22 protein-coding genes are annotated in these 24,461 nt (G+C 68.2%); 13 read left to right on the top strand and 9 right to left on the bottom strand.

Annotation, left to right across the window (positions count from 1 at the left end; genetic code table 11):
- Positions 1–6: 6 nt before the first annotated feature.
- From J2Y49_RS10340 to J2Y49_RS10330, 3 genes are all read right to left on the bottom strand, one after another.
- Positions 7–690: an orotate phosphoribosyltransferase gene (locus tag J2Y49_RS10340; protein WP_310114689.1), complete on the bottom strand. Its 684-nt coding sequence runs from the start codon at positions 688–690 to the stop codon at positions 7–9.
- Between the two features lie 160 nt (positions 691–850).
- Complete coding sequence (locus tag J2Y49_RS10335; protein WP_310114687.1) at positions 851–1,375, bottom strand: bacteriohemerythrin; 525 nt, start codon at positions 1,373–1,375, stop codon at positions 851–853.
- A 159-nt stretch (positions 1,376–1,534) separates the two neighbouring features.
- A complete protein-coding gene (locus tag J2Y49_RS10330) occupies positions 1,535–3,241 on the bottom strand; it encodes a methyl-accepting chemotaxis protein (RefSeq protein ID WP_310114686.1) in 1,707 nt (568 codons plus the stop codon).
- Positions 3,242–3,457: 216 nt separating this feature from the next.
- On the opposite strand from J2Y49_RS10330, the gene J2Y49_RS10325 reads away from it, so the two are divergent.
- Positions 3,458–5,083 (top strand): S10 family serine carboxypeptidase-like protein, encoded by a 1,626-nt coding sequence (locus J2Y49_RS10325; RefSeq protein ID WP_310114682.1) that lies wholly within the window; start codon positions 3,458–3,460, stop codon positions 5,081–5,083.
- Positions 5,084–5,186: 103 nt separating this feature from the next.
- Here J2Y49_RS10325 and J2Y49_RS10320 read toward each other — a convergent pair whose 3' ends face one another.
- Positions 5,187–7,046 (bottom strand): flagellin, encoded by a 1,860-nt coding sequence (locus J2Y49_RS10320; RefSeq protein ID WP_310114680.1) that lies wholly within the window; start codon positions 7,044–7,046, stop codon positions 5,187–5,189.
- A gap of 367 nt (positions 7,047–7,413) precedes the next feature.
- On the opposite strand from J2Y49_RS10320, the gene J2Y49_RS10315 reads away from it, so the two are divergent.
- Both J2Y49_RS10315 and J2Y49_RS10310 read left to right on the top strand, forming a co-directional pair.
- The gene (locus J2Y49_RS10315) at positions 7,414–7,881 is read left to right on the top strand and encodes a RidA family protein (RefSeq protein ID WP_310114678.1); all 468 of its coding nucleotides are present in this window, start codon (positions 7,414–7,416) and stop codon (positions 7,879–7,881) included.
- A gap of 101 nt (positions 7,882–7,982) precedes the next feature.
- Positions 7,983–9,146 carry a GNAT family N-acetyltransferase gene (locus tag J2Y49_RS10310; RefSeq protein ID WP_310114676.1) on the top strand — a complete coding sequence of 388 codons (1,164 nt, stop codon included), beginning with the start codon at positions 7,983–7,985 and terminating at the stop codon, positions 9,144–9,146.
- 3 nt (positions 9,147–9,149) lie between these two features.
- Here J2Y49_RS10310 and J2Y49_RS10305 read toward each other — a convergent pair whose 3' ends face one another.
- The 5 genes from J2Y49_RS10305 to J2Y49_RS10285 form a co-directional block, all read right to left on the bottom strand.
- Positions 9,150–10,262, bottom strand: coding sequence for a CoA transferase (locus J2Y49_RS10305; protein WP_310114674.1), 1,113 nt, complete (start codon positions 10,260–10,262; stop codon positions 9,150–9,152).
- A gap of 170 nt (positions 10,263–10,432) precedes the next feature.
- Positions 10,433–11,473: a GTP 3',8-cyclase MoaA gene (moaA, locus tag J2Y49_RS10300; RefSeq protein WP_310114672.1), complete on the bottom strand. Its 1,041-nt coding sequence runs from the start codon at positions 11,471–11,473 to the stop codon at positions 10,433–10,435.
- 133 nt (positions 11,474–11,606) lie between these two features.
- Positions 11,607–13,661 carry a 4Fe-4S dicluster domain-containing protein gene (locus tag J2Y49_RS10295; protein ID WP_310114670.1) on the bottom strand — a complete coding sequence of 685 codons (2,055 nt, stop codon included), beginning with the start codon at positions 13,659–13,661 and terminating at the stop codon, positions 11,607–11,609.
- Between the two features lie 173 nt (positions 13,662–13,834).
- Entirely contained in the window at positions 13,835–14,692 is an 858-nt protein-coding gene (locus J2Y49_RS10290) for a substrate-binding domain-containing protein (RefSeq protein WP_310114668.1), read from the bottom strand.
- A gap of 117 nt (positions 14,693–14,809) precedes the next feature.
- Complete coding sequence (locus J2Y49_RS10285) at positions 14,810–15,508, bottom strand: ABC transporter permease (protein ID WP_310114666.1); 699 nt, start codon at positions 15,506–15,508, stop codon at positions 14,810–14,812.
- An 87-nt stretch (positions 15,509–15,595) separates the two neighbouring features.
- Between J2Y49_RS10285 and fdhD the strand changes: the two genes are divergently transcribed.
- The 10 genes from fdhD (at position 15,596) to J2Y49_RS10235 (ending at position 24,385) form a co-directional block, all read left to right on the top strand.
- Positions 15,596–16,477 (top strand): formate dehydrogenase accessory sulfurtransferase FdhD, encoded by an 882-nt coding sequence (gene fdhD, locus J2Y49_RS10280; RefSeq protein ID WP_310114663.1) that lies wholly within the window; start codon positions 15,596–15,598, stop codon positions 16,475–16,477.
- The gene (mobA, locus tag J2Y49_RS10275; protein ID WP_310114661.1) at positions 16,467–17,102 is read left to right on the top strand and encodes a molybdenum cofactor guanylyltransferase MobA; all 636 of its coding nucleotides are present in this window, start codon (positions 16,467–16,469) and stop codon (positions 17,100–17,102) included. Before fdhD ends, mobA begins: the two co-directional genes overlap by 11 nt.
- Positions 17,102–17,611 (top strand): DUF3305 domain-containing protein, encoded by a 510-nt coding sequence (locus J2Y49_RS10270; protein WP_310114659.1) that lies wholly within the window; start codon positions 17,102–17,104, stop codon positions 17,609–17,611. Before mobA ends, J2Y49_RS10270 begins: the two co-directional genes overlap by 1 nt.
- Positions 17,608–18,177: a DUF3306 domain-containing protein gene (locus J2Y49_RS10265; RefSeq protein ID WP_310114657.1), complete on the top strand. Its 570-nt coding sequence runs from the start codon at positions 17,608–17,610 to the stop codon at positions 18,175–18,177. The genes J2Y49_RS10270 and J2Y49_RS10265 overlap by 4 nt, the downstream gene beginning before the upstream one ends.
- 439 nt (positions 18,178–18,616) lie before the next feature.
- Positions 18,617–19,243 carry a molecular chaperone TorD family protein gene (locus J2Y49_RS10260; protein WP_310114655.1) on the top strand — a complete coding sequence of 209 codons (627 nt, stop codon included), beginning with the start codon at positions 18,617–18,619 and terminating at the stop codon, positions 19,241–19,243.
- Positions 19,244–19,260: 17 nt separating this feature from the next.
- Entirely contained in the window at positions 19,261–19,497 is a 237-nt protein-coding gene (locus J2Y49_RS10255) for a formate dehydrogenase (RefSeq protein ID WP_310114653.1), read from the top strand.
- 13 nt (positions 19,498–19,510) lie between these two features.
- On the top strand, positions 19,511–22,411 hold the full coding sequence (locus J2Y49_RS10250; protein ID WP_310114650.1) for a formate dehydrogenase subunit alpha: 2,901 nt from the start codon (positions 19,511–19,513) through the stop codon (positions 22,409–22,411).
- A gap of 18 nt (positions 22,412–22,429) precedes the next feature.
- Entirely contained in the window at positions 22,430–23,107 is a 678-nt protein-coding gene (gene fdh3B, locus J2Y49_RS10245) for a formate dehydrogenase FDH3 subunit beta (RefSeq protein WP_310114648.1), read from the top strand.
- Positions 23,104–23,304 (top strand): hypothetical protein, encoded by a 201-nt coding sequence (locus J2Y49_RS10240; RefSeq protein WP_310114646.1) that lies wholly within the window; start codon positions 23,104–23,106, stop codon positions 23,302–23,304. The genes fdh3B and J2Y49_RS10240 overlap by 4 nt, the downstream gene beginning before the upstream one ends.
- A 10-nt stretch (positions 23,305–23,314) precedes the next feature.
- Positions 23,315–24,385 carry a formate dehydrogenase subunit gamma gene (locus J2Y49_RS10235; protein WP_310114644.1) on the top strand — a complete coding sequence of 357 codons (1,071 nt, stop codon included), beginning with the start codon at positions 23,315–23,317 and terminating at the stop codon, positions 24,383–24,385.
- Positions 24,386–24,461: the final 76 nt, after the last annotated feature.

Below are 24,461 nucleotides of genomic sequence, written 5' to 3'. Positions count from 1 at the left end.
CCTGTGTCACATGCTCGACTTGCCGCCGTGGGCGGACGACCAGCCGACCGGGTCGTTCAGGAACTTCTCGACCTCCGACAGGGTGTTCTCGTCGAAATAGCGGTTGTCGCGGGCGACCTTCAGCACGTCCCACCAGGTGCACAGCGCGTGCAGCCGCACGCCGATGGCATCCATGTTGACCTTCGACTGCGGGAAGATGCCGTAGTGGAAGATCACGAAGGTATCGGTCACCTGGGCGCCGCCGTTGCGCAGCGCGGTGACGAAGTTCTCCTTGCTCTTGCCGTCGGTCGCCAGATCCTCGACCAGCAGGACGCGCTGCCCCTCGGTCAGCAGGCCTTCGATCTGGGCATTGCGGCCGAAGCCCTTGGGCTTCTTGCGCACATACTGCATCGGCAGTTCCAGACGGTCGGCGATCCAGGCGGCGAAGGGAATGCCGGCGGTCTCGCCGCCGGCCACCGCGTCGAGGGCCTCATAGCCGATCTCGCGCTCGATCGTGGCGACCGCGAAGTCCATCAGCGCCTTGCGGGCGCGCGGGAAGGACACGATGCGGCGGCAATCGGTGTAGACCGGGCTGGCCCAGCCCGAGGTGAAGATGAAGGGCGTCTCGGCGTTGAAATGCAGCGCCTTGATCTCCAGCAGGATCTTGGCCGCGGTGGCGGCGATGGTGGCCTGATCGGGCAGGGTCGACATGACGGAAGGCTCCGGAAAACGGGATGGCTCGCGCGGTGCCCCCTGTGTAGCGGCGTGATCGCGGAATCGCAACGGCGGGGGGAGTTGCGGACCTGCCGGACGAGAGATTCGAACCAGGGATTTAGGCGGGGGATTCAGGCGGGGGATTTAGGCCGGGGATTCAGACCGGGATGTCGCCGAACACCCGGCCTGCCGGTTCCGCCGGAGCACCGGGGGCGGCGCTGCCCTTCAGCCAGCGTGCGAACTGGCGGTCGGCGGTGTTGATGTGCAGCATCAGCCATTGCGGCAGGAACTCCGCCAGGCTGTGGCGGACCTCCTCGTCCGCCACCTCGCCGGAAGCGAAGGCATGGACGCGGTCCCAGGCGAGCTGGTGCTGGGCGAGGTGGTCGTCGAGGAAGGGATAGCCCGCCTCCTCCATCACCTGCTGTTCGTCGGCGAAATGCGACTCGGTGTAGGCGACGGCGGCGGCCAGGGTCCTGCGCATCTCCTCGGCCGGATGGCCTTCGGTGACGGCACGCTCGAAGGCCTGGACCAGGGCGATCCACTCGCGATGCTGCTCGTCGATCGATGCGATGCCCAGGACCAGGTCGTCGCTCCACACGAGGCGGCCGTAATCGACGGTGTCGGCACTCTCGCTGTCGCTCATGTCGGCACTCTCGCTGTCGCTCATGGAGCTGTCGATCATGGCGGGACCCGTGCTGGTCGGAGGTGCATCCGGCGGATGGCGCGCGCAGGACGTGCGGCGGCCGGAATCTCCTAGATTTCCCGGCCGCCGGCCGCAAGCATCGGCGATGCTACCAATTGCCGCGTCCCCGTTTCATGACTGCGGTTCGTCCGACTGAACTCAGACGGCGCCGCGGACGCTGCCCAGGAAGCGGTCGACCTGACTGCGCAGCAACTCCGCCTGCTTCGACAGCTCGCCGGAGGAGGAGAGCAGGCGCGAGGCCCCGCTTCCGGTCTCAGACGCCGCCTGCAGGACGCCGCCGATGGACGAGGACACCTCGTTGGTGCCGGCCGCCGCCTGCTGGACGTTGCGGGCGATCTCCATGGTGGCGGCGTTCTGGCCATCGACCGCCTGGGCGATGGTGCCGACGATGTCGTTCACCTCGCCGATCGTCGCGGCGATGCTCTGGATTGCCTGCACCGCGTCGGCGGTCGCCGTCTGGATTTCCTGGATCTGCTGCGAGATGTCGCCGGTCGCCTTCGCGGTCTGGTTGGCGAGGCTCTTCACCTCGCTCGCCACCACGGCGAAGCCCTTGCCAGCTTCGCCGGCGCGGGCGGCCTCGATGGTCGCGTTCAGCGCCAGAAGGTTGGTCTGTCCGGCGATGGAACTGATCAGGTTCACCACGTCGCCAATCTGGTTCGCCTTGGCGGACAGGCCGTCGACGATGCGGTTGGTGCCGTCCGCCTGATCGGCCGCGTGCCTGGCCTTGCGGCTGCTCTCGCCGATCTGCCGTCCGATCTCGGCGATGGAGGCCGCCAGTTCCTCCGCAGCGGCGGCGACGGTCTGGACATTGACCGACGCCTGTTCGGACGCGGCGGCGACGGTGGTCGCCTGGGTCTCGGTATGGTCGGCGGTGGTCGCCAGCGACTGCGCCAGCGTCCGCACCTCGGTCGAGGAGGTGGAAACGCTGTCGACCACGCCCTTCACCTGGCTCTCGAACCGATCGGCCAGCGCCGCCATCTCGGCCCGCTTGCGCTCCTCGGCGGCGTGCTCGGTCTCGGCCTGGCGGCGGCGGAAGGCGTCGGCCTCCACCGCGTTGGCCTTGAACACCTCGACGGCACCGGTGATCTGCCCGATCTCGTCCCGGGACTCGGAGGTCGGCACCGCCACGGTCAGGTCGCCTCTCGCCAGCGTCAGCATTGCGTCGGTCAACCGGCGCAGCGGACGCAAGGCCGCCACCGTCCACAGCCCGAAGCCGGCGGCCAGCAGCAGGGCGGCGCCGCACAGCGACAGCATCAGCGTCTGGAAGCCGCTGGCGACCTCGCGCGTGCGGGCGGCGATCTGCTGGTTCTTGTGTTCCTGCAGGTCGATGAAGGCGTTGATGCGCTTCAGCCATTCGGTGAAGGCCGGGCGGGCGTCCTGCATCAGCGCCTTTTGCGCGCCGGCCATGTCGTTGGCTTTGCGGGCGGCGACGACCGCCTTGAGCGCCGGCAGGGTCTTCGCCTCGATCTCCTTGATGCCGGCAAGCAGGGACCGCTCTTCCGGCTCGATGTCGGCCATGCTCGCGAACATGGCGTCGAGAGGCTTGGCGGATTGCTCGTAGAAGGCGGCCAGCCGGTCGATGTCGGCGAGCGCCGCGGACAGGGTCGTCGGCTCCGTGGCCAGCACCACGTCGCGCAACGCGATGGAGCGGTCATGCACGCTGCCGCGGAAGTTGATGGCGTAGCGCTGCTTGACGCTGTTCACCTCGTTGATCCGGGTGAGGTCGGCGTCGATCTTCCGCACCTCGCGGACGCCGATGACGGTCAGGCTCATCAGGAGAATAAGCACCACGCCGAAGCCGAGGAACAGCCGCGTGCGGATGGTGGCGTGCCGGGAAAGGAACATGGCGGCGCATCCCGTCGAATATGGCCCGATGGGCAAGGGGCTTAACCTACCTCGGAAGAGGTTAAACTTTCGGTAGGCACGAGATGTGGCGCGGAGCGCGCTTGGCAAGCCCGCGGCCAACATATTGCCGGCAGGGGGCGGGTTGCGGATCGGTGCGGGGGCCGCAATATGCGGCGGGCCAGCAACCGTTCGGGAGTTTCCGTCTTGGATCCGTCGATGCCGCCCTCATCCTCGTCCGCCCGGCCGCTGCGACGGCTCCGTTCCCCATCCGCCGGTCTGGTTCTGGCGCTGCTGCCCGCCTTAATGGCGCCGCTCGCTCCCGCTTCCGCCCCCGCTCAGGACAAGACGCAGGACAAGACGGAAGCGGCGGATCCCGCCAAGCCGGGCGCAAGGGCGGAGGACCGAAAGCCCGAGGATCGCAAGCCGGACGATCTCCAAGGCTTCGATCCGCAGCGCAGCGTGACCCGTCACAGCCTGCCGCTCCCGGGAGGGGCGCTGGCCTATGGCGCGACGGCGGAGTTCCTGCCGCTGCGCGATGGTGCTCGGGAGGAACTGGCTGCCCGCATCTTCACAGTGTCCTACACCGCCGATCCGAAAAGCCCGGCCGATGGGCCGCGGCCGGTCACCTTCGTGTTCAACGGCGGGCCGGGTGCCGCGTCGGCCTACATGCATCTTGGTGCGGCGGGACCCAAGGTGGTCGCCTTCGGGCCCGACGGCACCCTGCCGCCGCCGCCCGCCGCGCTCGTCGACAATCCCGACAGCTGGCTGGCCTTCACCGATCTGGTCTTCGTCGATCCGGTCGGGACGGGCTTCAGCCGGGCCGTGAAGCCCGACGAGACGGAGAAGCGCTTCTGGTCGGTGGATGGCGATGCACGGGCGATGGCCGAGATCGTCCGGCTGTGGCTGACCCGCCAGGGACGCTGGTCGTCCCCCACCTTCCTGGCCGGGGAGAGCTATGGCGGTTTCCGCATCGCCAAAATGGCCGACGAGCTGATCGATCAGGTCGGGCTTGCGGTGAACGGGCTGATCCTGGTCTCGCCCGTCGTCGATTTCGCCGCCATCGACGAGGACGGCATCCTCGGCCCGGCCTGGAAGCTGCCGTCGATGGCCGCCGCCGCCGCCGCGCTGGGGCGCAGGCCGGGTACGCCGGAGCAGGCGGCCGATGTGGCGGAGCGTTTCGCGCTCGGTCCCTATCTCACCGGATTGGCCGGGTTGGACTATGGCCGGCTCGACGCCGGGCAGGACGTCTTCGCCGAGGTGGCGCGCATCACCGGCCTGCCGGTGGAGATCGTGCGGCGCCAGCGCGGGCGTGTGCCGATGGGCGTCTTCACGCGCGAGCTCCTGCGCGACCAGGGGCGTATCCTCAGCATCTATGACGGCACCTTCACCGCGGCCGATCCCGATCCGGGCGCGGCCCGCATTCCGTTCGATCCCTTCCTGAAGGGGACGGTGCCGACCTACACGACGGCCTTCGCCGCCTACGCCCATGACGCTCTGGGGGTGCGGACCGACGCGCCCTACCGGCTGCTGAGCGACCGGGTGAACCGGAACTGGGAATGGCCGCGGATGTCGGTGCCGAGCGCCGTCGACGCGCTGCAGACGGCGCTGACCCTGCAACCGGCGCTGCGGGTGCTGATCGTCCATGGCCGCACCGACCTGATCACCCCCTACATGGCCTCGCGCTGGGTGGCGTCCAGGCTGGAGTTGCCGGTGGGCGGGCGCGACCGGGTGGCGGTGACGGTGCATCCGGGCGGGCACATGTTGTACACGCGCGCGGAAGGCCGCGCCGCGCTAGCCGCCGATGCCCGCGCCCTGGTCGAGGAAGCGCTGCGCCGGCGCTGACGAGGCGTGCCGACAAGGCTTCTTGAAAAGGCATGAGAGGATGAATCGAAAAGGGGCGCCCCGGCGGGAGCGCCCCTTTTCGTGTGTCAGTCCCTGGTCCGGCTTAGAACAGACGCAGGATCGACTGCTGCGACTGGTTGGCCAGCGAGAGGGCGATGGTGCCGAGCTGCTGACGGGTCTGCAGCATCAGCAGGCTGGCGCCTTCCTCGTTCTGGTCGGCCAGCGTCAGCTTGCTGGCACCTTCCGTCAGAACGTCGCTGAACTCCTTGGTGAAGCTCTCGCGGGTCGTGATGATGTTCAGGTTGGTCGACAGCGACTGCGACGCGGAGCGGATCGTCGCCTTGGCGTTGTCCAGGCCGGCAACCGCCTTGTCGATGTCGGCGCGGTCCATCCAGTCGTTCTGCGCACCGTCCATCCGCAGACCCTGGCCGCTGGTCGACAGGTTCACCGCGCTAACGGTGATCGAGTTGGTGTTGCGTTCGTTCAGCTGGACCGTGATGTCGTTCGACGTGGTGGCGTCCGAGATCTGCTTGGTGACGATGTTGGCCGAGCAGTTGGCCGTCGCCGCCTGCTGGATCGTCGTGGCATCGACCCCCAGCCGCACCGTGCCGGTGTCGAACGTGAAGGACTGCTCGCCGCCGGTCAGCTTGCCGTCGCCGCGGTCGCTCATGCCATCGCGGGTGACCTGGGCGCCGTTGGAGTTGGTCACCTGGATCTGCAGGTCGACCTTCTTCTCGATGGTCGAGATGCCGTTGCCCTGGTTGTTCGCCGCTTCCAGCAGCTTGCGGTCGACGGTGAAGGACACCACCGTGCCCGACGCGAAGCTTTCCGAGATCCTCTTGGTCAGCGCGTTGGTCGTGCTGGCGGTCACGGTGAAGTCGCGGACCTCGCCGGCCGTGGCCTCACCGGTCAGGATGATCGTGCCGCTGCCGCCCACGCTGGCGGTGGCAACGTCCTTGCCCTGCAGGCGTCCGCCCGAGATCGCGCTGCTGATCGAAGCCGCCAGCTGGTTCGCGACGTTCGTGCTCGCGGTCTGGCCCATGGCAACGTCGCCGGCGGTCGCGGTGTAGCTGAAGGTCTGGCCTGCGACCGTGATGCTGAAGATGTCGCCTTCCTCGACGGTGCCCTTGACGTTCACACCCGATGTCTGCGCGTTGCCAGCCGTGGCGGGCGTCGCCAGGTTGGTCGTCATCGTCTGCGTGTTGTCGAAGTAGGAGATCGTGCGGCTTTCGTTGCCGTCCGACACGATGAAGTCGCGGGTACGGCCGTTGGCGCCGCGGACTTCGATCTGGACGTCGGAGAAGCTGCCCAGCGTGCTGGACATCGTGCCCGACAGCTGCAGGCCGACGAGGCCGTGCTTGTTCTCGGCCTTGGAGATGTCGGCGGTCTTGCCCTCCACCGAGCCGTCGCCCTTGATGCGGATCGAATAGGTGTCGGGGGCGATGACGTTGGTGACGCGGGCGTTGTCGACGCCGGTGATGGTGTTGACGGCGGCACGGGACTCGCTGGTGCTGTCCATGCTCATGCCGTTGCCGTTGATCAGGTTCTTGCCCTGGTAACCGCTGTCGGCGGCCAGCTTGTCGATCTGGTCCTTCAGCGTGTTGAACTGGGCGGCCAGCGACTTGCGGGTGGCCACGGAGGCGGCGTCGGTGCCCAGCGCGGCGTAGGCGGCGGTGGTCAGGCCCTTGGCCTGGTCGACCAGCGAGTCGATCGAGGTCAGGCCCTTGTCGGCGGCCTGGATCGTGCTGATCGACTGGCCCATCGCGTCCTTCAGCGAGGACAGGTCGCCGGCACGCTGGTTCAGGCCCTTGGCGGCGAAGAAGGAGGTGGGACCATCCAGAGCCGAGTTGATCTTGTTGCCCGTCGACAGGATGTTCTGCTTCTTGTCGATACCGGCCTGCGTGCTCTGCAGCTGCAGCAGGTTGGTGCGCATCGAGGCGGTCAGGGTCACATTACCGGCCATGGTCCTAGTCTCCTTCTGAGGCTGTCCCCGCCCTTGGTCATTTGACCGGCGAGGCAACGTGCGTTTTTCCTGACACCACTATTTCAAGCGCCGTGCCAACTGGGTTGGTGTGCCATAAGCTGCTGATTTTCCTATGGAATAAAAATAGGTCGGCAAAAAGGGCAGGGTTGGGGCGGCCCCGGCCGGCGGGGGAGTCGAAAAAGATTCCCGGAATCTTTTGCCGGTGACGGACGGTTCTGCCGATGTGGCCGGCGGCAAGAAACTTCCCACCGCCTTGCCGGCGCGGCTATGGTCTGGCTCCAAACCGCGTCCCAGACATCGAACGCATGACCCCGACGCGGGCCACAGCAGGGAAGGGAGAAGCATCATGACCGGTCGGATCGACGCGCGCCTGGCGGAACTGGGCATCGAATTGCCACAGGCGGCGGCCCCGGTGGCGGCCTATGTGCCCTACACCCGTTCGGGCAACACTCTTTACATCTCGGGCCAGGTCACGGTCTGGAACGGCGAGCGCAAGTTCGTCGGCAAGGTCGGCCAGGACTTTACCGTGGAGCAGGGCAAGGAAGCGGCGCGCCTGTGTGCGCTGAACATCCTGGCCCAGGCCAAGGCCGCGTTGGGCGGCGACCTGGACCGCGTCACCCGCGTGCTGCGGCTGGGCGGCTTCGTCAACTCCGGCCCCGACTTCCACGATCATCCGCTGGTGATCAACGGCGCGTCGGAACTGATGCGCGACGTCTTCGGCGAGACCGGCCAGCATGCCCGCGCCGCGGTCGGCGCCCCGTCGCTGCCCGGCAACGTCGCGGTCGAGGTCGACGCCATCCTGGAAGTGGCCTGACCCGCGAGACGGTGACCGCGGCTTTACCGGGCGCCGACGGTGCCTTGCCGCAACGCGACATGAGGCTTACCTCCTTGCCATCGGTTCAGGGAGACGCATGCATGCCCGACGGCAACGACGCGATCACCGTCAAGGTTCTGACCGGGATCGGCGAGGCGGACCAGCAGGGCTGGGACGCCTGCGCCGGTCCCGGCAATCCGTTCCTGTCCCACGCCTTCCTCCTGGCGCTGGAGGAATCGGGATCGGCGACCGGGAAGTCCGGCTGGCAGCCCAGCCATCTCGCCGCCTTTGACGGCTCCGGCCGGATGGTGGGCGGGGTGCCCGCCTATCTGAAAAGCCATTCCTATGGCGAATACGTCTTCGACCATGCCTGGGCCAACGCCTATGAACGGGCGGGCGGCAGCTATTACCCCAAGCTGCAGGTGGCGGTGCCTTTCACGCCGGTGCCGGGGCCGCGCCTGCTGGTGGCGCCGGGGCCGCAGGCCGATGCGGTCGCCGACGCGCTGGTCGCGGCGCTGGAGCAGGTGGCGCAACGCTACGGCGTCTCTTCCGCCCATGTCACCTTCCCGGAGCGCACGGACTGGGACCGGCTGGGCAAAGCCGGCTGGCTGCAGCGGACCGGCGTGCAGTATCATTGGCACAACCGCGGCTATGGCAGCTTCGACGAATTCCTCGACGCGCTGAATTCCCGCAAGCGCAAGGCGATCCGCAAGGAGAGGCGCGAGGTCGCCGACAGCAGCGTCCGCCTGCACACCCTGACCGGCGGCGATCTGAAGCCGGAGCATTGGGACGCCTTCCACCGCTTCTACCTGGACACCACCGACCGCAAATGGGGCGGCGGCTATCTCAACCGCCGCTTCTTCCAGCTGCTGGGCGAGACGATGGCCGACCGGGTGGTTCTGGTGATGTGCGAGGATGGCGGGGAGTGGGTGGCGGGGGCGCTGAACCTGCTGGGCGACGATGCGCTGTACGGCCGCAACTGGGGCTCGGACGGCCGCTACCGCTTCCTGCACTTCGAGGCGTGCTATTACCGCGCGCTGGATTTCGCCATCGAACGCGGGCTGGCGCGCGTCGAAGCGGGTGCGCAGGGCGAACACAAGATCCAGCGCGGCTACATGCCGGTGCCGACCTACAGCGCCCATTGGATCGCCGACCCCGGTTTCCGCCGCGCCGTGGACCGCTATCTGGCACAGGAACGCCCGGCGATCGAGGCGGAGATCGAAGCGCTGGGCGACGAGATGTCGCCCTACCGGCGGGAGGGCTGAGCCTTACGACCAGCCGGCCAGCACCGCGGCGGCGTCGCTTTCCCGCAAGGGCGCGCGTTCCGGCGGCGGGGCGCCGTCGACGCGCAGGCCCATCAGCGTCTCTACCAGCGGTTCCGGCCCCTCCGTGACGCGGACCTGGCCGCGGGCGGCGATGTGCGGGTGGGCGGGCACCTCCGCCAGTTCCGGCAACGCCTCGAAACAGCAGTCGACCGGGTCGAGCAGGGACTTCCACTCCGCCAGCGTCCGCGTCGCGAACAGCGCCTCCAGCTCCGCCGTCAGGGCGGTCTGGGGCAGGGGATCTTCCTGCCGGGCGATCCAGTCCGGGCGGCCGACCGCCTCGCAGAAGCCTTGCCAGAACTTGGCCTCCAGCGCCGACAGGGTGGCGAAGCGGCCATCGGCGGTGCGGTAGATGCGATAGCAGGCGGCGCCGCCCGACAGCAGCGCCTCGGCGCGCTTCGGCATGGTGCCGCGCGCTGCGGCGGTCAGCGTCATGCCCTGCCAGCCCAGCACCGATTCCATGATCGACAGGTCGAGGAAGCAGCCCTGTCCCGACCGTTCCCGTCCGAACAGCGCGCCGGCCACCGCCAGCGCCGTCTGCTGGGCGGACGCGAAATCGGCCACCGGCAGGTAGCTGATGACCGGCCGGTCCGGCAGCCCGGAGGCATCCAGCCCGCCGCCGACCGCCATATAGTTCAGGTCGTGCCCGGCCCGCGTGGCATAGGGGCCGTCATAGCCCCAGCCCGACAGGCTGGCATGCACCAATCGCGGATTGAGCTGCCGCAGCCGCTCGCGCCCCAGCCCCAGCTTGTCCATCACGCCCGGCCGGTAGCTTTCGATCAGCGCATCGGCCTTCGCCAGCAGCTCTTCGAGAGCCTTGCGCCCCTCCGCCGACTTCAGGTCGAGCCGGATGACGGTCTTGCCGGCGTTCAGCAGCTTGTAGGCGGCGGTGGTGCCGTCGCTGTCCGTGGGACCCAGCCGGCGCAGCGGATCACCCGCCGGCGGCTCCACCTTCACCACCGTGGCGCCCAGGTCGCCGAGAAGCTGGGCCGCATGCGGTCCCGGCAGATACTGGCCGAGGTCGATGACGCGCAGTCCGGTCAGGAAGGGCAGGGGCATGGCGGTGCTCGCTCTTGGTTGGTGGTAGGGTGTCGGCTGGCGATTGCCCCCACCTAACCTCCCCCGCTGGGCGGGGGAGGGACTGCCGCCGTACGCCGACAAAGTTCCGATCCCTCCCCCGCCCAGCGGGGGAGGTTAGGTGGGGGCCTAACTTCCGCCTCTAGAGTAACTCACCCCCCCGTCACGCTCATATGCCGCCCCACCGCAGGACCCTGGTGGCGGCGGTCGATGATGAAGTCGTGGCCCTTGGGCTTGCGGGTGATGGCCTCGCGCACCGCGTCGATCAGCGGGCCGTCCTCGTCGCTGACGCGCAGCGGCGTGCGCAGGTCGGCGGCGTCCTCCTGGCCCAGGCACATGTACAGCGTGCCGGTGCAGGTCAGCCGCACGCGGTTGCAGCTTTCGCAGAAATTGTGGGTCAGCGGCGTGATGAAGCCGACGCGCTGGCCGGTCTCCTCCACCCGCACATAACGGGCGGGGCCGCCGGTGCGGTGGTCGCTCTCGGTCAGGGTCCAGCGCTTCTGCAACTCCGCCTTCAGCATGGTCAGCGGCCAATACTGGTCCATGCGGGCGCCCTCGCCGATGTCGCCCATTGGCATGACCTCGATGAAGGTCAGGTCGAAGCCCTGCTCGCCGCACCAGGCGACCATGCGGTGGACCTCGTCGTCGTTGACGCCCTTCAGCGCCACCGTATTGATCTTGATCTTCAGCCCGGATTCCTTGGCCGCCTGGATGCCGCCCAGGATCTTGTCCAGCTTGCCCCAGCGGGTGATGGCCTGGAATTTGTGCGGGTCCAGCGTGTCGAGCGACACGTTGATCCGCCGCACCCCCGCCTCATACAGCCCGGCCGCATGCTTGAACAGCATGGTGCCGTTGGTGGTCAGCGTCAGTTCGTCCAGGTCGCCCGACTCGATGTGGCGGCCGAGCGAGCGGATCAGCCGCATCACGTCGCGCCGGACCAGCGGCTCGCCGCCGGTCAGCCGCAGCTTGCGCGTGCCCAGCTTCACGAAGGCACTGCACAGCCGGTCCAGCTCCTCCAGCGTCAGCACCTCCGCCTTGGGCAGGAAGCTCATGTCCTCCGCCATGCAATAGACGCAGCGAAGGTCGCAGCGGTCGGTCACCGACACGCGCAGATACTCCACCTTCCGGCCGAACGGGTCGATCAGCGGAGCGGTGGCGGCTGGCGATTGGGTTTCGGACACTGGATCGATCATCGGTGGACTCCACGGGCGGCCGCTGGCGGGCCGCCACAGTATATGTTCGCTACACATACGATGTGCAACGATCGCGGGAGCGTATTCCACATCACGGTATGCCGACTTTGACGATGATCAAGAGTTCCCGGCGTCACATCAGCTTTTGTCGCACTGCCGCCAGTTGTGCTTCCCGCTGCGCCTCTTCGCGTTCGCGCAGGTCGTCGTCGGTGGTGCGGGGCACCGGCGGGCGGCCCATCGCGAAGGGCTCGCTGCCGCGCTCGAACTGGTCGCGGACGCGGCAGTCTTCGCACATGCGGATGCGGTTGGCGGCCTCCGGCGTCGCGAACATCCAATGCTTGCCGGCCAGCGTCGTCACGATCTTCTCGATCGCCGACTTGGTGGCGAAGGGCTTGCCGCAGGACACGCAGCAGAAGGGTTCCTCCTCCTTGATCACCGTCGCACCGCGCGCCTGGTCGCGGAAGTCGATCTCCGGCACCAAGGAGATGACCTTCTCCGGACAGGTGGTCTTGCACAGGCCGCACTGCACGCAGGCGTCCTGGGCGAAGGACAGCATCGGCTTGTCGGCATTGTCGAGCAGCGCGCCGGTGGGGCAGGCGCCGACGCAGGACAGGCAGAGCGTGCAGCCCTCCACATTCACCGACACCCGGCCGAAGGGGGCGCCCGGCGGCAGCGGCAGCACCTCCACCGGCGCAGGAGCGACCTTGTGCAGATGGCGAAGCGCCAGCATGGTCACGGTGCGCTTCGGCCCCATCGGCAGGAACATCCCGGCCTCGACCGGGTCGGCCGGCAGGGCCCAAAGCTCGTCCGCCACCGCGTCGGGGTCGGCGGCGTCGATCACCGCCACCCGGCCGGAGCCGTAGCCGAGCCCGCTGAAGGCGGCTTCCGCCAGCCCGACCTGCGAGGCCAGCCCGGCCGTTTCCCCCTCGTTCTCCGGCCCGGTCAGGACGCGGACATGGGTGCAGCCATAGGCGAGCGCCAGCGCGAACAGGTCGAAGCCGATCTGCGTCACCTCGTGCAGGGCGAAGGGCAGCACGCGGGCCGGCAGGCCGCGGCCGTGCCGGGACATCATGCCGACCAGTTCGTCGCCATGGCGCGGGTCGTGGACCAGCAGGGCGGGGGCGACGCCGCCGGCCTTCCGGTAGGTGGTCAGCAGCGTGCGCAGCCGCTCATACACTGTGACGGCTGGCGGCAGGGCATAGGTGGCGGCCCCGGTCGGGCAGACGGCGGCGCAGGACCCGCAACCGGCGCAGACATGCGGGTCGATGGACACATGGTCGCCGTTCGGCGTGACCGCCCCGGTCGGGCAGACGTCGAGGCAGCGGGTGCAGCCGATCTTGCGGCTGCGCGAATGGGCGCAGAGATCGGCCTTGAAGTCGACGAAGCGCGGCTTCTCGAACTCGCCGACCAGATCGGCGATCTCCAGCAGGGCCTTCGCCACCTGGACCGGGCTGTCGGGATCGGGGCGGATGTAGCCGTCGCGGCGCTTGTGGTCGGGGAACAGCGGCGTCCCGCCGGTCAGGTCGAGGATCAGGTCGCAGCGGGCCGACGCCCCCTGCCGCACCGGCTCGAACCCCAGCGTTCCGCGCGAGGAGGGCAATGCCGGGGCATAGTCGTCCACCACGATCTCGAAGGCGCCGACCCAGCCGCGCCCGCTGCGGATGCGCCCGCGGAAGATCGCGACGTCCATCACCTGCGGCGGTGCGATGTCCTTGGGGTTGGTCAGCAGGACGGTGACGTCCAGGTGCTTCGCCAGCTGCCGCCCGGCCTCGATGGCGCGCTCGTCTGTGCCGTAGACCAGGCAGGTGCCCTGAGAGGTCAGGGTCAGGGCACCTGTCGGCGGGATCGGCAAGGCGGCCTCGGCCAGCAGCGCCGCGATCTTCGGCAGGGCCTGGGCGCCCTCGTCCGACCAGCCGGCGCGCTCGCGGATGTTGGTGAAGGTCAGCGCGGTGTCCGGCGCCACCTCCGCCGCGACCTCGCTGAATAGCGGTGCTTCCTGCGTGCAGGCGACCAGCAGCGGCTGGCCGTTGGCGACCGCCTTCTCGAAGCGGTCGAGCTGCGCCCGGCACAGCTGGGTGTGCACGGTGACGGCGCTGCCGTCGCCGCATGCCTTGCCCAGCGCCGCACCGTCCAGCGCGATGCTGTGCGCACAGTCGCAGACGAGCACCGTCCGATCGCCGATCTTCATCGTCCCCAAAACTCCTGTCGCTTGGGGCTGACGCCCCTGGCCTGCCGACACTCATATGGGGGAATGCGGCGCAATGGGAACGGGAATCTTATCGGGATCGATCCGGATAAACGCTGACTGGACCGTTCCTGCGACCCTCCCGGATCGGCAGGGTCGCAGGAAATCGATGCTCCTTACGCCCCCGGCTCGTTGGCGTTGGGGAAGAACAGCTGTTCGCCGTTGATGGTGTAGTCGGCGATGGCCTTCTGGCCCTCGGCCGAGACCAGCCAGTCGACGAAGGCCTGCCCGTCGGCCGCCTTGACGTGGGCGAACCTGGCCGGGTTGACCGGCATCGCGCCATACTGGTTGAACAGGCGCTTGTCGCCCTCCACCAGCACCGTCAGCGGGCCGCGGTTCTTGAAGTTCAGCCAGGTGCCGCGGTCGGTCAGCGTATAGCCGTTCATCGCGGCGGCGGTGTTCAGCGTCGGGCCCATCCCCTGGCCGATGGAACGGTACCAGCTCTCCTTGGGCTCCGCCTTGGCCGGGTCGAGGCTGGCGGTCTTCCACAGCGCGAGTTCGGCCTTGTGCGTGCCGCTGTCGTCGCCGCGCGACACGAAGGGGGCCTTGGCGGCGGCGATCTTGGACAGGGCGGCGGCGACGTCCTTGCCGCCCTTGATGCCGGCCGGGTCGGCGGCCGGGCCGACGATGACGAAGTCGTTGTACATCACCGGCTTGCGCAGGGTGGAGAAGCCTTCGGCGACGAACTTCTCTTCGGACGGCTTGTGGTGGACGAACAGCACGTCGGCGTCGCCGCGCTTGGCGAGGTCGATGGCCTGTCCCGTGCCCTTGGCGACGACCCGCACCTCGATCCCGGTCTTGGCGGTGAATTTCGGCAGGATGGAGCCGAACAGGCCCGAATCCTCGGTCGAGGTGGTGGAGGCCACCGTGATGAAGCGGTCGGCGGCCGATGCGGCCGACGGGACGGCGGTCTGGATCAGGCCGATCAGGGCCGCGGCTGCGGCGACCCCCAGCACGAACGAACGGCGCAGCATCGCGTCACTCCTCCCACAGGCGTTGTTGCCTGGAACGCATAGCGCAGACCGGCCATCCTTGCAAAGGCTTGCCAAGCTTCCGTCGATTTTGCCGCATACCGGAAAAACCGGTTCGGGTCAGGCGCGCTCGCCCGTCTCCTTCAGCAGCGCAGCGGTGAGGTTGACGGCCAGGGACAGTGTCATCAGGACGAGGCCGAGCGCCAGCGCCATCGGCAGGTCGCCCTTGCTGGTTTCCAAGGCGATGGCGGTGGTCATAACGCGGGTCACATGCTCGATGTTGCCGCCGACGATCATCACGGCGCCGACCTCCGCCGACGCACGCCCGAACCCGGCCAGCACGGTGGTGACGAGGCTCCAGCGCGCTTCCGACAGCAGGGTCGCCAGCCGCCGGAACGGCCCGGCGCCGGTGACGCGCAGCAGGTCGTCATACTCGACCAGCAGATCCTCCACCGTCTGGCGGGAGAGGGAGGCGACGATCGGCACGATCATCACCGTCTGGGCCACGATCATTGCGGTGGGCGTGAACAGCAGCCCCAGCACCCCGAACGGGCCGGAGCGCGACAGCAGCAGATAAACCACCAGCCCGACCACCACCGGCGGCAGTCCCATCAGCGTATTCAGCAGGATGGCGACCGCACGCCGTCCGGGGAAACTCAGCGCCGCGACGGCGGCACCCAGCGGCAGGCCGATCAGCGTGGCGGCGGCGACGGCGGTCAGGCTGACCCGCAGCGACAGCCCGACGATCTGCATCAGCCCGTGGTCCAGCGTGGCGATCATGGTGACGGCCAGCGCCATGGCCTGGGAAAAATCGTGCATCGCGTCCAGATCAAAAATGGAATTGCTTGGGCCGGGGACTTGTCCGAAGACCGGCGCTCGCCCACACTCGCGCGCATGAGCCCTATCATGAGTCTTAAGACCTTCACCATAGCGCCGGATCCGGCCGACCCCAAGCTGACGGAGCGCGTCCGCGGCCTGGACCAGGACGGCCGCGAGATCGAAACCGCCGTGACGGTGGAACGGCCGCTGACCCTGTACCTGAACGGGCAGGAGATCGTCACCATGATGACGATCGGCGACTATCCCGACTGTCTGGCCGTCGGCTATCTGCTGAACCAGAACATGCTGCGGCGCGACGACCGCATCACCGGCATCGACGTGGACGAGGAGACGGACACCGTCGTCGTCCGCACCGAGCGCGCGACCGACTACGAAGCCAAGCTGAAGAAGAAGACGCTGACCTCCGGCTGCGCCCAGGGCACCGCCTTCGGCGACGTGATGGAGACCTTCGAGTCCGTCAGCCTGCCGACCGATCTGCGGCTCCGCACCTCGTGGATCTACGCGCTGTCGAAGCAGATCAACCTGCAGCCCAGCCTGTATCTGGAGGCCGGGGCGATCCATGGCTGCGTGCTGTGCCAGGAGGACCGGCCGCTGATCTATATGGAGGATGTCGGCCGCCACAATGCGGTGGACAAGGTTGCCGGCTACATGCACCTGAACGGCATTCCGGCCGGGGACAAGATTTTCTACACCACCGGGCGCCTGACCTCTGAGATGGTGATCAAGACCGTGCAGATGGGCATTCCGATCCTGGTCTCGCGCTCCGGCTTCACCGCCTGGGGCGTGCAGCTGGCGCGGCAGGCCAACCTGACGCTGGTCGGCCGGGCCAAGGGCAAGCGCTTCATCGCGCTGGCCGGCACCGACCGGCTGGTCTTCGACGCCGATACGGCCGCGACCGCGGACGAGGACCGCCGGCATGGACGCAAGGGAAGCCGCGATGACGACTGACACAGCACACAGGGATATCGGCGGCGTCCTGCTGGCCGGCGGCCTGTCGCGGCGGATGGGCGGCGGCGACAAGTGCCTGCGCCCGCTGGGCGGCCAGACCATCCTGGAGCGGATCGTCGCCACCGTCCGGCCGCAGGTCGGACCGCTGGTGCTGAACGCCAACGGCGACCCGGCCCGCTTCGCCCATCTCCATCTGCCGGTCGCGGCGGATGTGGTGGAGGGTTATGCCGGGCCGCTCGCCGGCGTGCTGACCGGCATGGAGTGGATGCGCGGCACCGCCCCCGGCGTCGCCTGGATCGCCAGCTTCGCCACGGACGCGCCCTTCATACCGCGGGATCTCGTCACCCGCATGGCCGCGGCGCTGGAGCGGGAGGGTGCCGACCTCGCCTGCGCCCGGTCGGGCGGGCAGGAGCATCCCGTCTTCGGGCTTTGGCCGATCCGGCTGGCCGGCGATCTGCGCCGGGCGATGGTGGAGGAGGGCATCCGCAAGGTCGATGCCTGGACCGCCCGCTACCGGCTGGCCGTCGCCGATTTCGACGTCGAACCGGTCGACCCCTTCTTCAACACCAACCGGCCGGAGGATCTGGCCGAGGCGGAACGCCTGCTGGCGTCGGGACGCGTGTGATGATGGAACCCCTTGGCACCCAATCGCTGGAGCGCATCGAGACGATGCCGCTGGGCATCGTGGTGGAGCGCCGCCGCGGCGTCACCGCCTGGGCCGAGTGGAGCTGGCGCCCGGTGTCGGTCATTCCCGGCGCCGGCCCGGTCGATCCGCCCGGCCGCGTCCTGATGGAGGGCGAGGGCTGGACCCACAGCCATGCCGCCACCCTGACGCTGGAGCTGTTCCGCACCGACACCGAAGGCTACCGCCTGAACCTGTCGCAGGACCCGCCGCGCCTGTGGGTGGTGATGCGCCCCGGACCCGACGGTGAGGAGCTGGTGCCCTTCACCGTCACCGCGTCGGCCCATGAAGGGGAGGGCTATCAGGTCGGCAGCGACGTGGTGGAAACCGTGCCGATGCCTGCGGAGGTGATCGCGCTGGTCCGTGATTTCGTCGAGCAGCACCATGTCGACGTCCCCTTCCACAAGCGCGAACGCAAGCGTCACTTCGAGAAGGATGAGCGGCAGCGATGAGCGGCGAAGCCTTCCTGTCGCGCTGGTCGCGCCTGAAACGCACGGCCGTCAAGCCGGAACCGGAGGCCGTCGATGTTGCGCCGCCCGTCGAGGAGAGCGCTGCGCTTCCGGTCGCGGTTGCCGACGAGGTGCCGGCTGATCCCGCGGAGCCGGACGCTCAGGCAACGGCTGACGGCGAAGCCGACGACCCGCTGAAGGACCTGCCGCCGATCGAGGAATTGACCGGCGAGTCCGACTTCACCCCCTTCCTGCGCGCCGAGGTGCCGGAGGATCTGCACCGGCAGGCCCTGCGCAAGCTGTGGACCTCCGACCCGATCTACGCCAACGACGACGGGCTGAAGGACTACGCCGACGACTATGCCAGCCTCTTCACCGGCAACGTTCCGGTGAAGACCCTCTACCGCGTCGGCGAAGGCTTCCTGAACATGCTGGACGAAGCGGCGGAAGGGGTGGCGGAGGGAGCGGAGCCTTCTCCCGTCCCTGCTGCCGATGCCGAACTTGCAGAGGCAAGCGATACCTCCTCTCCCCAACAACCAATTCCCTCCTCCCCCCGGGGAGAGGGTTAGGGTGAGGGGGGCGCGTTGCGGAACCTCATCATTCCGCGCGCAGTCCCCATCGTCCCAAAATCCTCCCCATGCATCCCCCTCATCCCGACCCTCTCCCCAGGGGGGAGAGGGAGTGTTCTCCCCCTTCGCAATTGTCCCCTCAAATTGCGACCAATCGTCGCGCCGTATTGGACGCCCTCAAAATCCAGGGGCGCTCTGTTAGCGCGAGCATAGCGCAGCGACAAAGATTCATTTGTCTCCCCTTCCGGACGCGTCCTTAGTTGACAAAAGGATAGGTTCAGTCCTTCTATTATCTGCCTGCGCAATGCTAAGCCACTGTAAGGCAACGGCTTTTCGCAGGTGCATCAAAAGTGGTTTCGGATGGGGCCAACGGACGGCGCGCGGTCAGACCGCGGACGCCGGCATCCCCGTCTGTGTGTCCGGGAGGAGTTTGCGGCGCGTGTCCAGGGCCGTCGATCATACCGTTCCCCCCGCGGTCGCGGAGGAGGAACTGCTGCGCGCGCAGGTCTACGGCCTGCTGGCCCGCCTGCTGTCGCGCGCGCCCGACGCGGACTTCCTGGCCGCGCTGGCCGGCGTGGCGGGGGAGGGCGGCGAGTTCGGCGCGGCTCTCGACCGGCTGGCCGAAGCGGCGCGCGGAAGCGACCCCGCCGCTGTGGAGGAGGAGTTCACCACCCTCTTCATCGGCGTCGGCGGCAGCGAGCGCACCCCCTACGGCTCCTACTACCTGACCGGATTCCTGAACGAGAAGCCGCTGGCGGAGCTGCGCGTCGACATGGCGCGGCTGGGCATCGCCCGCGCCGACGGCGTGAGGGAGCCGGAGGACCACATCGCAGCGCTGTGCGAGATGATGGCCGGCCTCATCGGCGGCGAGTTCGCGCCGGAGGACGGCGTCACGGTCGGTCTCGATGCGCAGCGGGCATTCTTCGACCGCCATGTCGGCTCCTGGGCCGGGCGGTTCTTTGCGGATTTGGAGACCTCGCCGTCGGCCCGCTTCTACCGGGCGGTCGGTGCGGTCGGACGAAGTTTTCTGGCGGTCGAGGCGCGCGCCTTCGACCTTGCGGCGTAAAGGTGAGGAGCGAAGCCATGACGCGGAACGCGGTCAAAGCCAAAGAAGAAGCTGCCAAGCAGAACACGAATCCATCGCTCGCCCGGCGCGACCTGTTTCGCGTCGCCGGCCTGGGCGTCGGTGCGCTGGGCGCCGTCGCCGCCGGGGTGACCGCCACCGGCGGGACCGCGGAGGCCGCCCCGGCGGAGACCGTCTCCACCGGCTACCGCGAGACCGATCACGTCCGGCGGGTCTACGAACTGAGCCGCTTCTAAGAGGAACGCCCCGATGCTCATCAAGAAAAGCTCGGCCACCTCGGGCGGCCGTCACCTTGCCCGCACCCTGTCGCAGACGCTGGCCTCCGCCACCGGCGTCACGGTCGACCGCCGCGCCTTCCTGCGCACCTCCGGTATCGCCGCCGGCGGCGCCGCGCTCGCCTCCGCGATGCCGTTCGGCATGGTGAAGAAGGCCGACGCCGCCACCGCGGCCGCCGTCGCCGGCGCGCCCGTCAAGCAGGTCAAGTCGATCTGCACCCACTGCTCCGTCGGCTGCACCGTGGTGGCCGAGGTGCAGAACGGCGTCTGGATCGGGCAGGAGCCCGGCTTCGACAGCCCGATCAATTTGGGCGCGCACTGCGCCAAGGGCGCGTCCGTGCGCGAGCACGCCCACGGCGACCGCCGCCTGCGCTATCCGATGAAGATGGTCGACGGCAAGTGGACCCGGATCAGCTGGGACCAGGCGATCGAGGAGGTTGGCTCCAAGCTGCTGTCGATCCGCGAGCAGTCCGGCCCGGATTCGGTGTTCTGGCTCGGCTCCGCCAAGCACAGCAACGAGCAGGCCTATCTGTTCCGCAAGTTCGCGGCGTTCTGGGGCACCAACAACGTCGACCATCAGGCGCGCATCTGCCACTCCACCACGGTGGCCGGCGTGGCGAACGTCTGGGGCTACGGCGCCATGACGAACAGCTACAACGACATCCAGAAGTCGCGCGCGCTGTTCTTCATCGGCTCCAACGCCGCCGAGGCGCACCCCGTCGCCATGATGCATGTGCTGAAGGCGAAGGAGCAGAACAACGCGCCGCTGATCGTCGCCGATCCGCGCTTCACCCGCACCGCCGCCAAGGCCGACGAGTACATCCGCTTCCGTCCCGGCACCGACGTGGCCCTGGTCTGGGGCATCCTCTGGCACGTTCTGCAGAACGGCTGGGAGGACAAGGACTACATCGCCAAGCGCGTCTATGGCTTCGACGACATCCGCGCCGAGGTTGCCAAGTGGACGCCGGAAGAGGTTGAGCGCGTCACCGGCGTTCCGGGCTCGCAGCTGAAGCGCGTCGCCCGCACGCTGGCCTCCAACCGTCCGGGCACGCTGGTCTGGTGCATGGGCGGCACCCAGCACCACATCGGCAACAACAACACCCGCGCCTATTGCGTGCTGCAGCTGGCGCTGGGCAATGTCGGTGTGGCCGGCGGCGGCACCAACATCTTCCGCGGCCACGACAACGTGCAGGGTGCGACCGATTTCGGCGTCACCTCCGACAGCCTGCCCGGCTACTACGGTCTGGCCGAGGGCGCGTGGCGCCACTGGGCGCGCGTCTGGGATGTGCCGTACGACGCCGTGCTGGCCCGCTTCAAGGACAAGAAGCTGATGGAGGCCACCGGCATCCCGGTGTCCCGTTGGTTCGACGGCGTCCTGGAAGCCAAGGAGAACCTGGACCAGCCCAACCCGGTCAAGGGCATGGTCTTCTGGGGCCACGCGCCGAACAGCCAGGTCCGTCTGCCCGACATGAAGAAGGCGATGGAGAAGCTGGAGCTGCTGGTGGTCGTCGATCCGTTCCCGACGATGACCGCCGTGCTGCCGGACCGCAAGGACAACTTCTACCTGCTGCCGGCCGCCACCCAGTTCGAGACGGTCGGCTCGCGCACCGCGTCCAACCGCTCCGTCCAGTGGTCCGACAAGATCATGGAGCCGCTCTTCGAATCGAAGGTGGACCATGAGATCATGTATCTGTTCGCGAAGAAGTTCGGCTTTGCCGAGCCGCTGTTCAAGAACATCAAGGTCGAGGGCAATGTCCCGGTGATCGAGGACATCACCCGCGAGTGGAACCGCGGCATGTGGTCCGTCGGCTACACCGGCCAGTCGCCGGAGCGTCTGAAGCTGCACATGCAGCATCAGGCCACCTTCGACAAGACGACGCTGCGCGCCGTCGGCGGTCCGTGCGACGGCGATTACTTCGGCCTGCCCTGGCCCTGCTGGGGCACGCCGGAGATGAAGCATCCGGGTTCGGCCAACCTGTACGACACCTCGCTGCCGGTGGCCGAGGGCGGCGGCGCCTTCCGCGCCCGCTTCGGCGTGGAACGCAACGGCGTGACCCTGCTGGCCGAGGGCTCCTATCCGGAAGGGTCGGAGATCAAGGACGGCTATCCGGAAGTCACCATGGCGATGCTCCAGAAGCTGGGCTTCGACAAGGACCTGACGGAACAGGAGTTGGCGGTCATCCAGAAGATCGGCGGCGAGAAGATCGGCGCCGTGTCCTGGACCACCGACCTGTCGGGCGGCATCCAGCGCGTGGCGATCAAGCACGGCCTGAACCCGCCGGGCAACGCCAAGGCCCGTTGCGTCGCCTGGAACTTCCCGGACCCGGTTCCGATCCACCGCGAGCCGCTCTATACCCCGCGCCGCGATCTGGTCGCCAGCTACCCGACCTATGCGGACACCAAGTCCTGGCGCGTGCCGACCCTGTACAAGTCCATCCAGGACCGCGACGTGTCGAAGGAGTATCCGATCATCCTCACCTCCGGCCGTCTGGTCGAGTATGAGGGCGGCGGCGACGAGACGCGCTCCAACCCCTGGCTGGCCGAGCTGCAGCAGGACATGTTCGTCGAGATCAACCCGTTCGACGCCAACAACGCCGGCATCAAGGACGGCCAGATGGTGTGGGTGGAAGGCCCTGAGAAGGGCAAGGTGAAGGTCAAGGCCATGGTGACCGAGCGTGTCGGCCGCGGCGTCGCCTTCATGCCCTTCCATTTCGGCGGCGTGTACCAGGGGCAGGATCTGCGCTCCAAGTACCCGGCCGGAGCCGACCCGATCGTTCTGGGCGAGGCCGCCAACACGGCGACCACCTACGGCTACGATTCGGTGACCCAGATGCAGGAAACCAAGACCACCCTTTGCCGCATCCAGGCGGCCTGACGCGCGGGAGTTTGAACCATGGCCCGGATGAAATTCCTGTGCGACGCCGAGCGCTGCATCGAGTGCAATGCCTGCGTCACCGCCTGCAAGAACGAGAATGAGGTTCCCTGGGGCGTCAACCGCCGCCGCGTCGTGACCATCAACGACGGCAAGCCCGGGGAGCGGACGATCTCGGTCGCCTGCATGCATTGCTCCGACGCGCCCTGCATGGCGGTCTGCCCCGTCGACTGCTTCTACCAGACCGCCGAAGGCGTGGTCCTGCACAACAAGGACCTGTGCATCGGCTGCGGCTATTGCTTCTACGCCTGCCCGTTCGGCGCGCCGCAGTACCCGCAGGCCGGCAATTTCGGCACCCGCGGCAAGATGGACAAGTGCACCTTCTGCTCGGGCGGTCCGGAGGCCGACAATTCGGAGGCCGAGTTCAAGAAGTACGGCCGCAACCGTCTGGCCGAAGGCAAGCTGCCGCTCTGCGCCGAGATGTGCTCGACCAAGGCGCTGCTGGCCGGCGACGCCGACAAGGTGTCGGACATCTACCGCGAGCGCGTGACCGCCCGCGGCTTCGGCTCCGGCGCCTGGGGCTGGGGCACCGCATACCAGACCAAGTCGGGTCAGGAGCGCGGCCAGCCCGGCAGTTCGCTGTTCCAGGGCACCGGCGGTGCGGCCGGCGGGGCTCCTGTGCAGAAGCAGGGGCTGTGACGGTGACGATGGTGGGGACGCGCACTGTCCTGCTGGTATTCGGCGCTTCGCTCCTCCTGGCCGGGTGCCAGGAGGACGCGACCCCGCGCCCGATCCATCTGGACAAGGGCGTCTACCGGGGCGCGGCCGACACGCCGCGCACCGCGGACGAGGTGCGCGCGCTGCAACGGCGCGCCGCCTATCAGGGTGTGCGATAGGGAGCGTCCGATGGAAGGTCATCGCATGAAGGCGGCTATCGCCGCTCTGCTGCTCGGGATCGGCCTTGCCGCCGGCGCGGCACTGCCGGCCGCCGCCCAGTCCAGCGTCCGCGTCGGCGGTCCGGTGGATCAGCAGGCCAACAGCCAGCAACTCGAACGTGAAGCGCCGCCGGTGCCGACCCAGATCCCTGGGAAGAGCATCGCCGAGGGCTGGCACGGCATCCGCCTGGGCGAGCAGGGCACCGTCTCCATCCCCAACAAGCAGGCCGGCGTCCTGATCCAGTCGGAAGGCGAGGCTTGGCGCGCGGTGCGTAACGGGCCGCTCAGCCAGTACGGCACCTGGGTGCTCGCCGGCATCATGGCCCTGCTGGTTCTGTTCTTCCTGGTCCGCGGGCGCATCCGCATCGACGGCGAGAAGACCGGCCGCACCATCCAGCGCTTCAACGCCTTCGAGCGTGGCGTGCACTGGCTGACCGCCGGCAGCTTCGTCGTGCTCGCCATCTCCGGTCTGAACGTGCTGTACGGCCGCTACACGCTGCTGCCGCTGATCGGGCCGGAGCCCTTCGCCGCCTTCACCCATTACGGCAAGTTGGCGCACAACTTCCTGGGCTTCGCCTTCATCCTGGGCGTGGCGCTGATCTTCGTCATGTGGGCCCGGCACAACATTCCGTCCCGCCATGACCTGACCTGGTTCCTGAAGGCGGGCGGCCTGTTCTCAAAGGGCGTCCACCCGCCGGCGCACAAGTTCAACGGCGGTCAGAAGGTCATCTTCTGGTCCACCGTGGTCGGCGGTGCTGCGCTGGGCTTCACCGGCGTGCAGCTGATCTTCCCCTTCAGCTTCGCCACGCTGGAGGAGCTGCAGCTCTACCAGCTGGCCCATGCTGCGATTGCCGTCATCATGATCGCCATCATCCTGGCGCACATCTACATCGGCTCCGTCGGCATGGAAGGCGCCTTCGCCGCCATGGGCGACGGTCAGGTCGAACTGCAATGGGCGCGCGAGCACCATTCGCTGTGGGTCGAGGAAGTCACCGGCGAGAAGGTGCGCCACGGCCATCATCACGGGACGCCGGCGGAGTAGGGGCTGCTCGGCTGACGGTGCTAGACCCCCACCCCAACCCTCCCCCGCTGAGCGGGGGAGGGGGCCGCTGTTGATG

The organism is Azospirillum sp. BE72 (assembly GCF_031455875.1).
Lineage (GTDB): Bacteria > Pseudomonadota > Alphaproteobacteria > Azospirillales > Azospirillaceae > Azospirillum.
This window is presented reverse-complemented; position numbering and strand designations above follow the sequence as displayed.

Excerpts from the sequence above, each read along its gene's own strand:
- J2Y49_RS10340 (WP_310114689.1), bottom strand. The coding sequence starts at position 690 with ATGTCGACCCTGCCCGATCAGGCCACCATCGCCGCCACCGCGGCCAAG.
- J2Y49_RS10335 (WP_310114687.1), bottom strand. The coding sequence starts at position 1,375 with ATGATCGACAGCTCCATGAGCGACAGCGAGAGTGCCGACATGAGCGAC.
- J2Y49_RS10330 (WP_310114686.1), bottom strand. The coding sequence starts at position 3,241 with ATGTTCCTTTCCCGGCACGCCACCATCCGCACGCGGCTGTTCCTCGGC.
- J2Y49_RS10325 (WP_310114682.1), top strand. The coding sequence starts at position 3,458 with ATGCCGCCCTCATCCTCGTCCGCCCGGCCGCTGCGACGGCTCCGTTCC.
- J2Y49_RS10320 (WP_310114680.1), bottom strand. The coding sequence starts at position 7,046 with ATGGCCGGTAATGTGACCCTGACCGCCTCGATGCGCACCAACCTGCTG.
- J2Y49_RS10315 (WP_310114678.1), top strand. The coding sequence starts at position 7,414 with ATGACCGGTCGGATCGACGCGCGCCTGGCGGAACTGGGCATCGAATTG.
- J2Y49_RS10310 (WP_310114676.1), top strand. The coding sequence starts at position 7,983 with ATGCCCGACGGCAACGACGCGATCACCGTCAAGGTTCTGACCGGGATC.
- J2Y49_RS10305 (WP_310114674.1), bottom strand. The coding sequence starts at position 10,262 with ATGCCCCTGCCCTTCCTGACCGGACTGCGCGTCATCGACCTCGGCCAG.
- moaA (WP_310114672.1), bottom strand. The coding sequence starts at position 11,473 with ATGATCGATCCAGTGTCCGAAACCCAATCGCCAGCCGCCACCGCTCCG.
- J2Y49_RS10295 (WP_310114670.1), bottom strand. The coding sequence starts at position 13,661 with ATGAAGATCGGCGATCGGACGGTGCTCGTCTGCGACTGTGCGCACAGC.
- J2Y49_RS10290 (WP_310114668.1), bottom strand. The coding sequence starts at position 14,692 with ATGCTGCGCCGTTCGTTCGTGCTGGGGGTCGCCGCAGCCGCGGCCCTG.
- J2Y49_RS10285 (WP_310114666.1), bottom strand. The coding sequence starts at position 15,508 with ATGCACGATTTTTCCCAGGCCATGGCGCTGGCCGTCACCATGATCGCC.
- fdhD (WP_310114663.1), top strand. The coding sequence starts at position 15,596 with ATGAGTCTTAAGACCTTCACCATAGCGCCGGATCCGGCCGACCCCAAG.
- mobA (WP_310114661.1), top strand. The coding sequence starts at position 16,467 with ATGACGACTGACACAGCACACAGGGATATCGGCGGCGTCCTGCTGGCC.
- J2Y49_RS10270 (WP_310114659.1), top strand. The coding sequence starts at position 17,102 with ATGATGGAACCCCTTGGCACCCAATCGCTGGAGCGCATCGAGACGATG.
- J2Y49_RS10265 (WP_310114657.1), top strand. The coding sequence starts at position 17,608 with ATGAGCGGCGAAGCCTTCCTGTCGCGCTGGTCGCGCCTGAAACGCACG.
- J2Y49_RS10255 (WP_310114653.1), top strand. The coding sequence starts at position 19,261 with ATGACGCGGAACGCGGTCAAAGCCAAAGAAGAAGCTGCCAAGCAGAAC.
- J2Y49_RS10250 (WP_310114650.1), top strand. The coding sequence starts at position 19,511 with ATGCTCATCAAGAAAAGCTCGGCCACCTCGGGCGGCCGTCACCTTGCC.
- fdh3B (WP_310114648.1), top strand. The coding sequence starts at position 22,430 with ATGGCCCGGATGAAATTCCTGTGCGACGCCGAGCGCTGCATCGAGTGC.
- J2Y49_RS10235 (WP_310114644.1), top strand. The coding sequence starts at position 23,315 with ATGGAAGGTCATCGCATGAAGGCGGCTATCGCCGCTCTGCTGCTCGGG.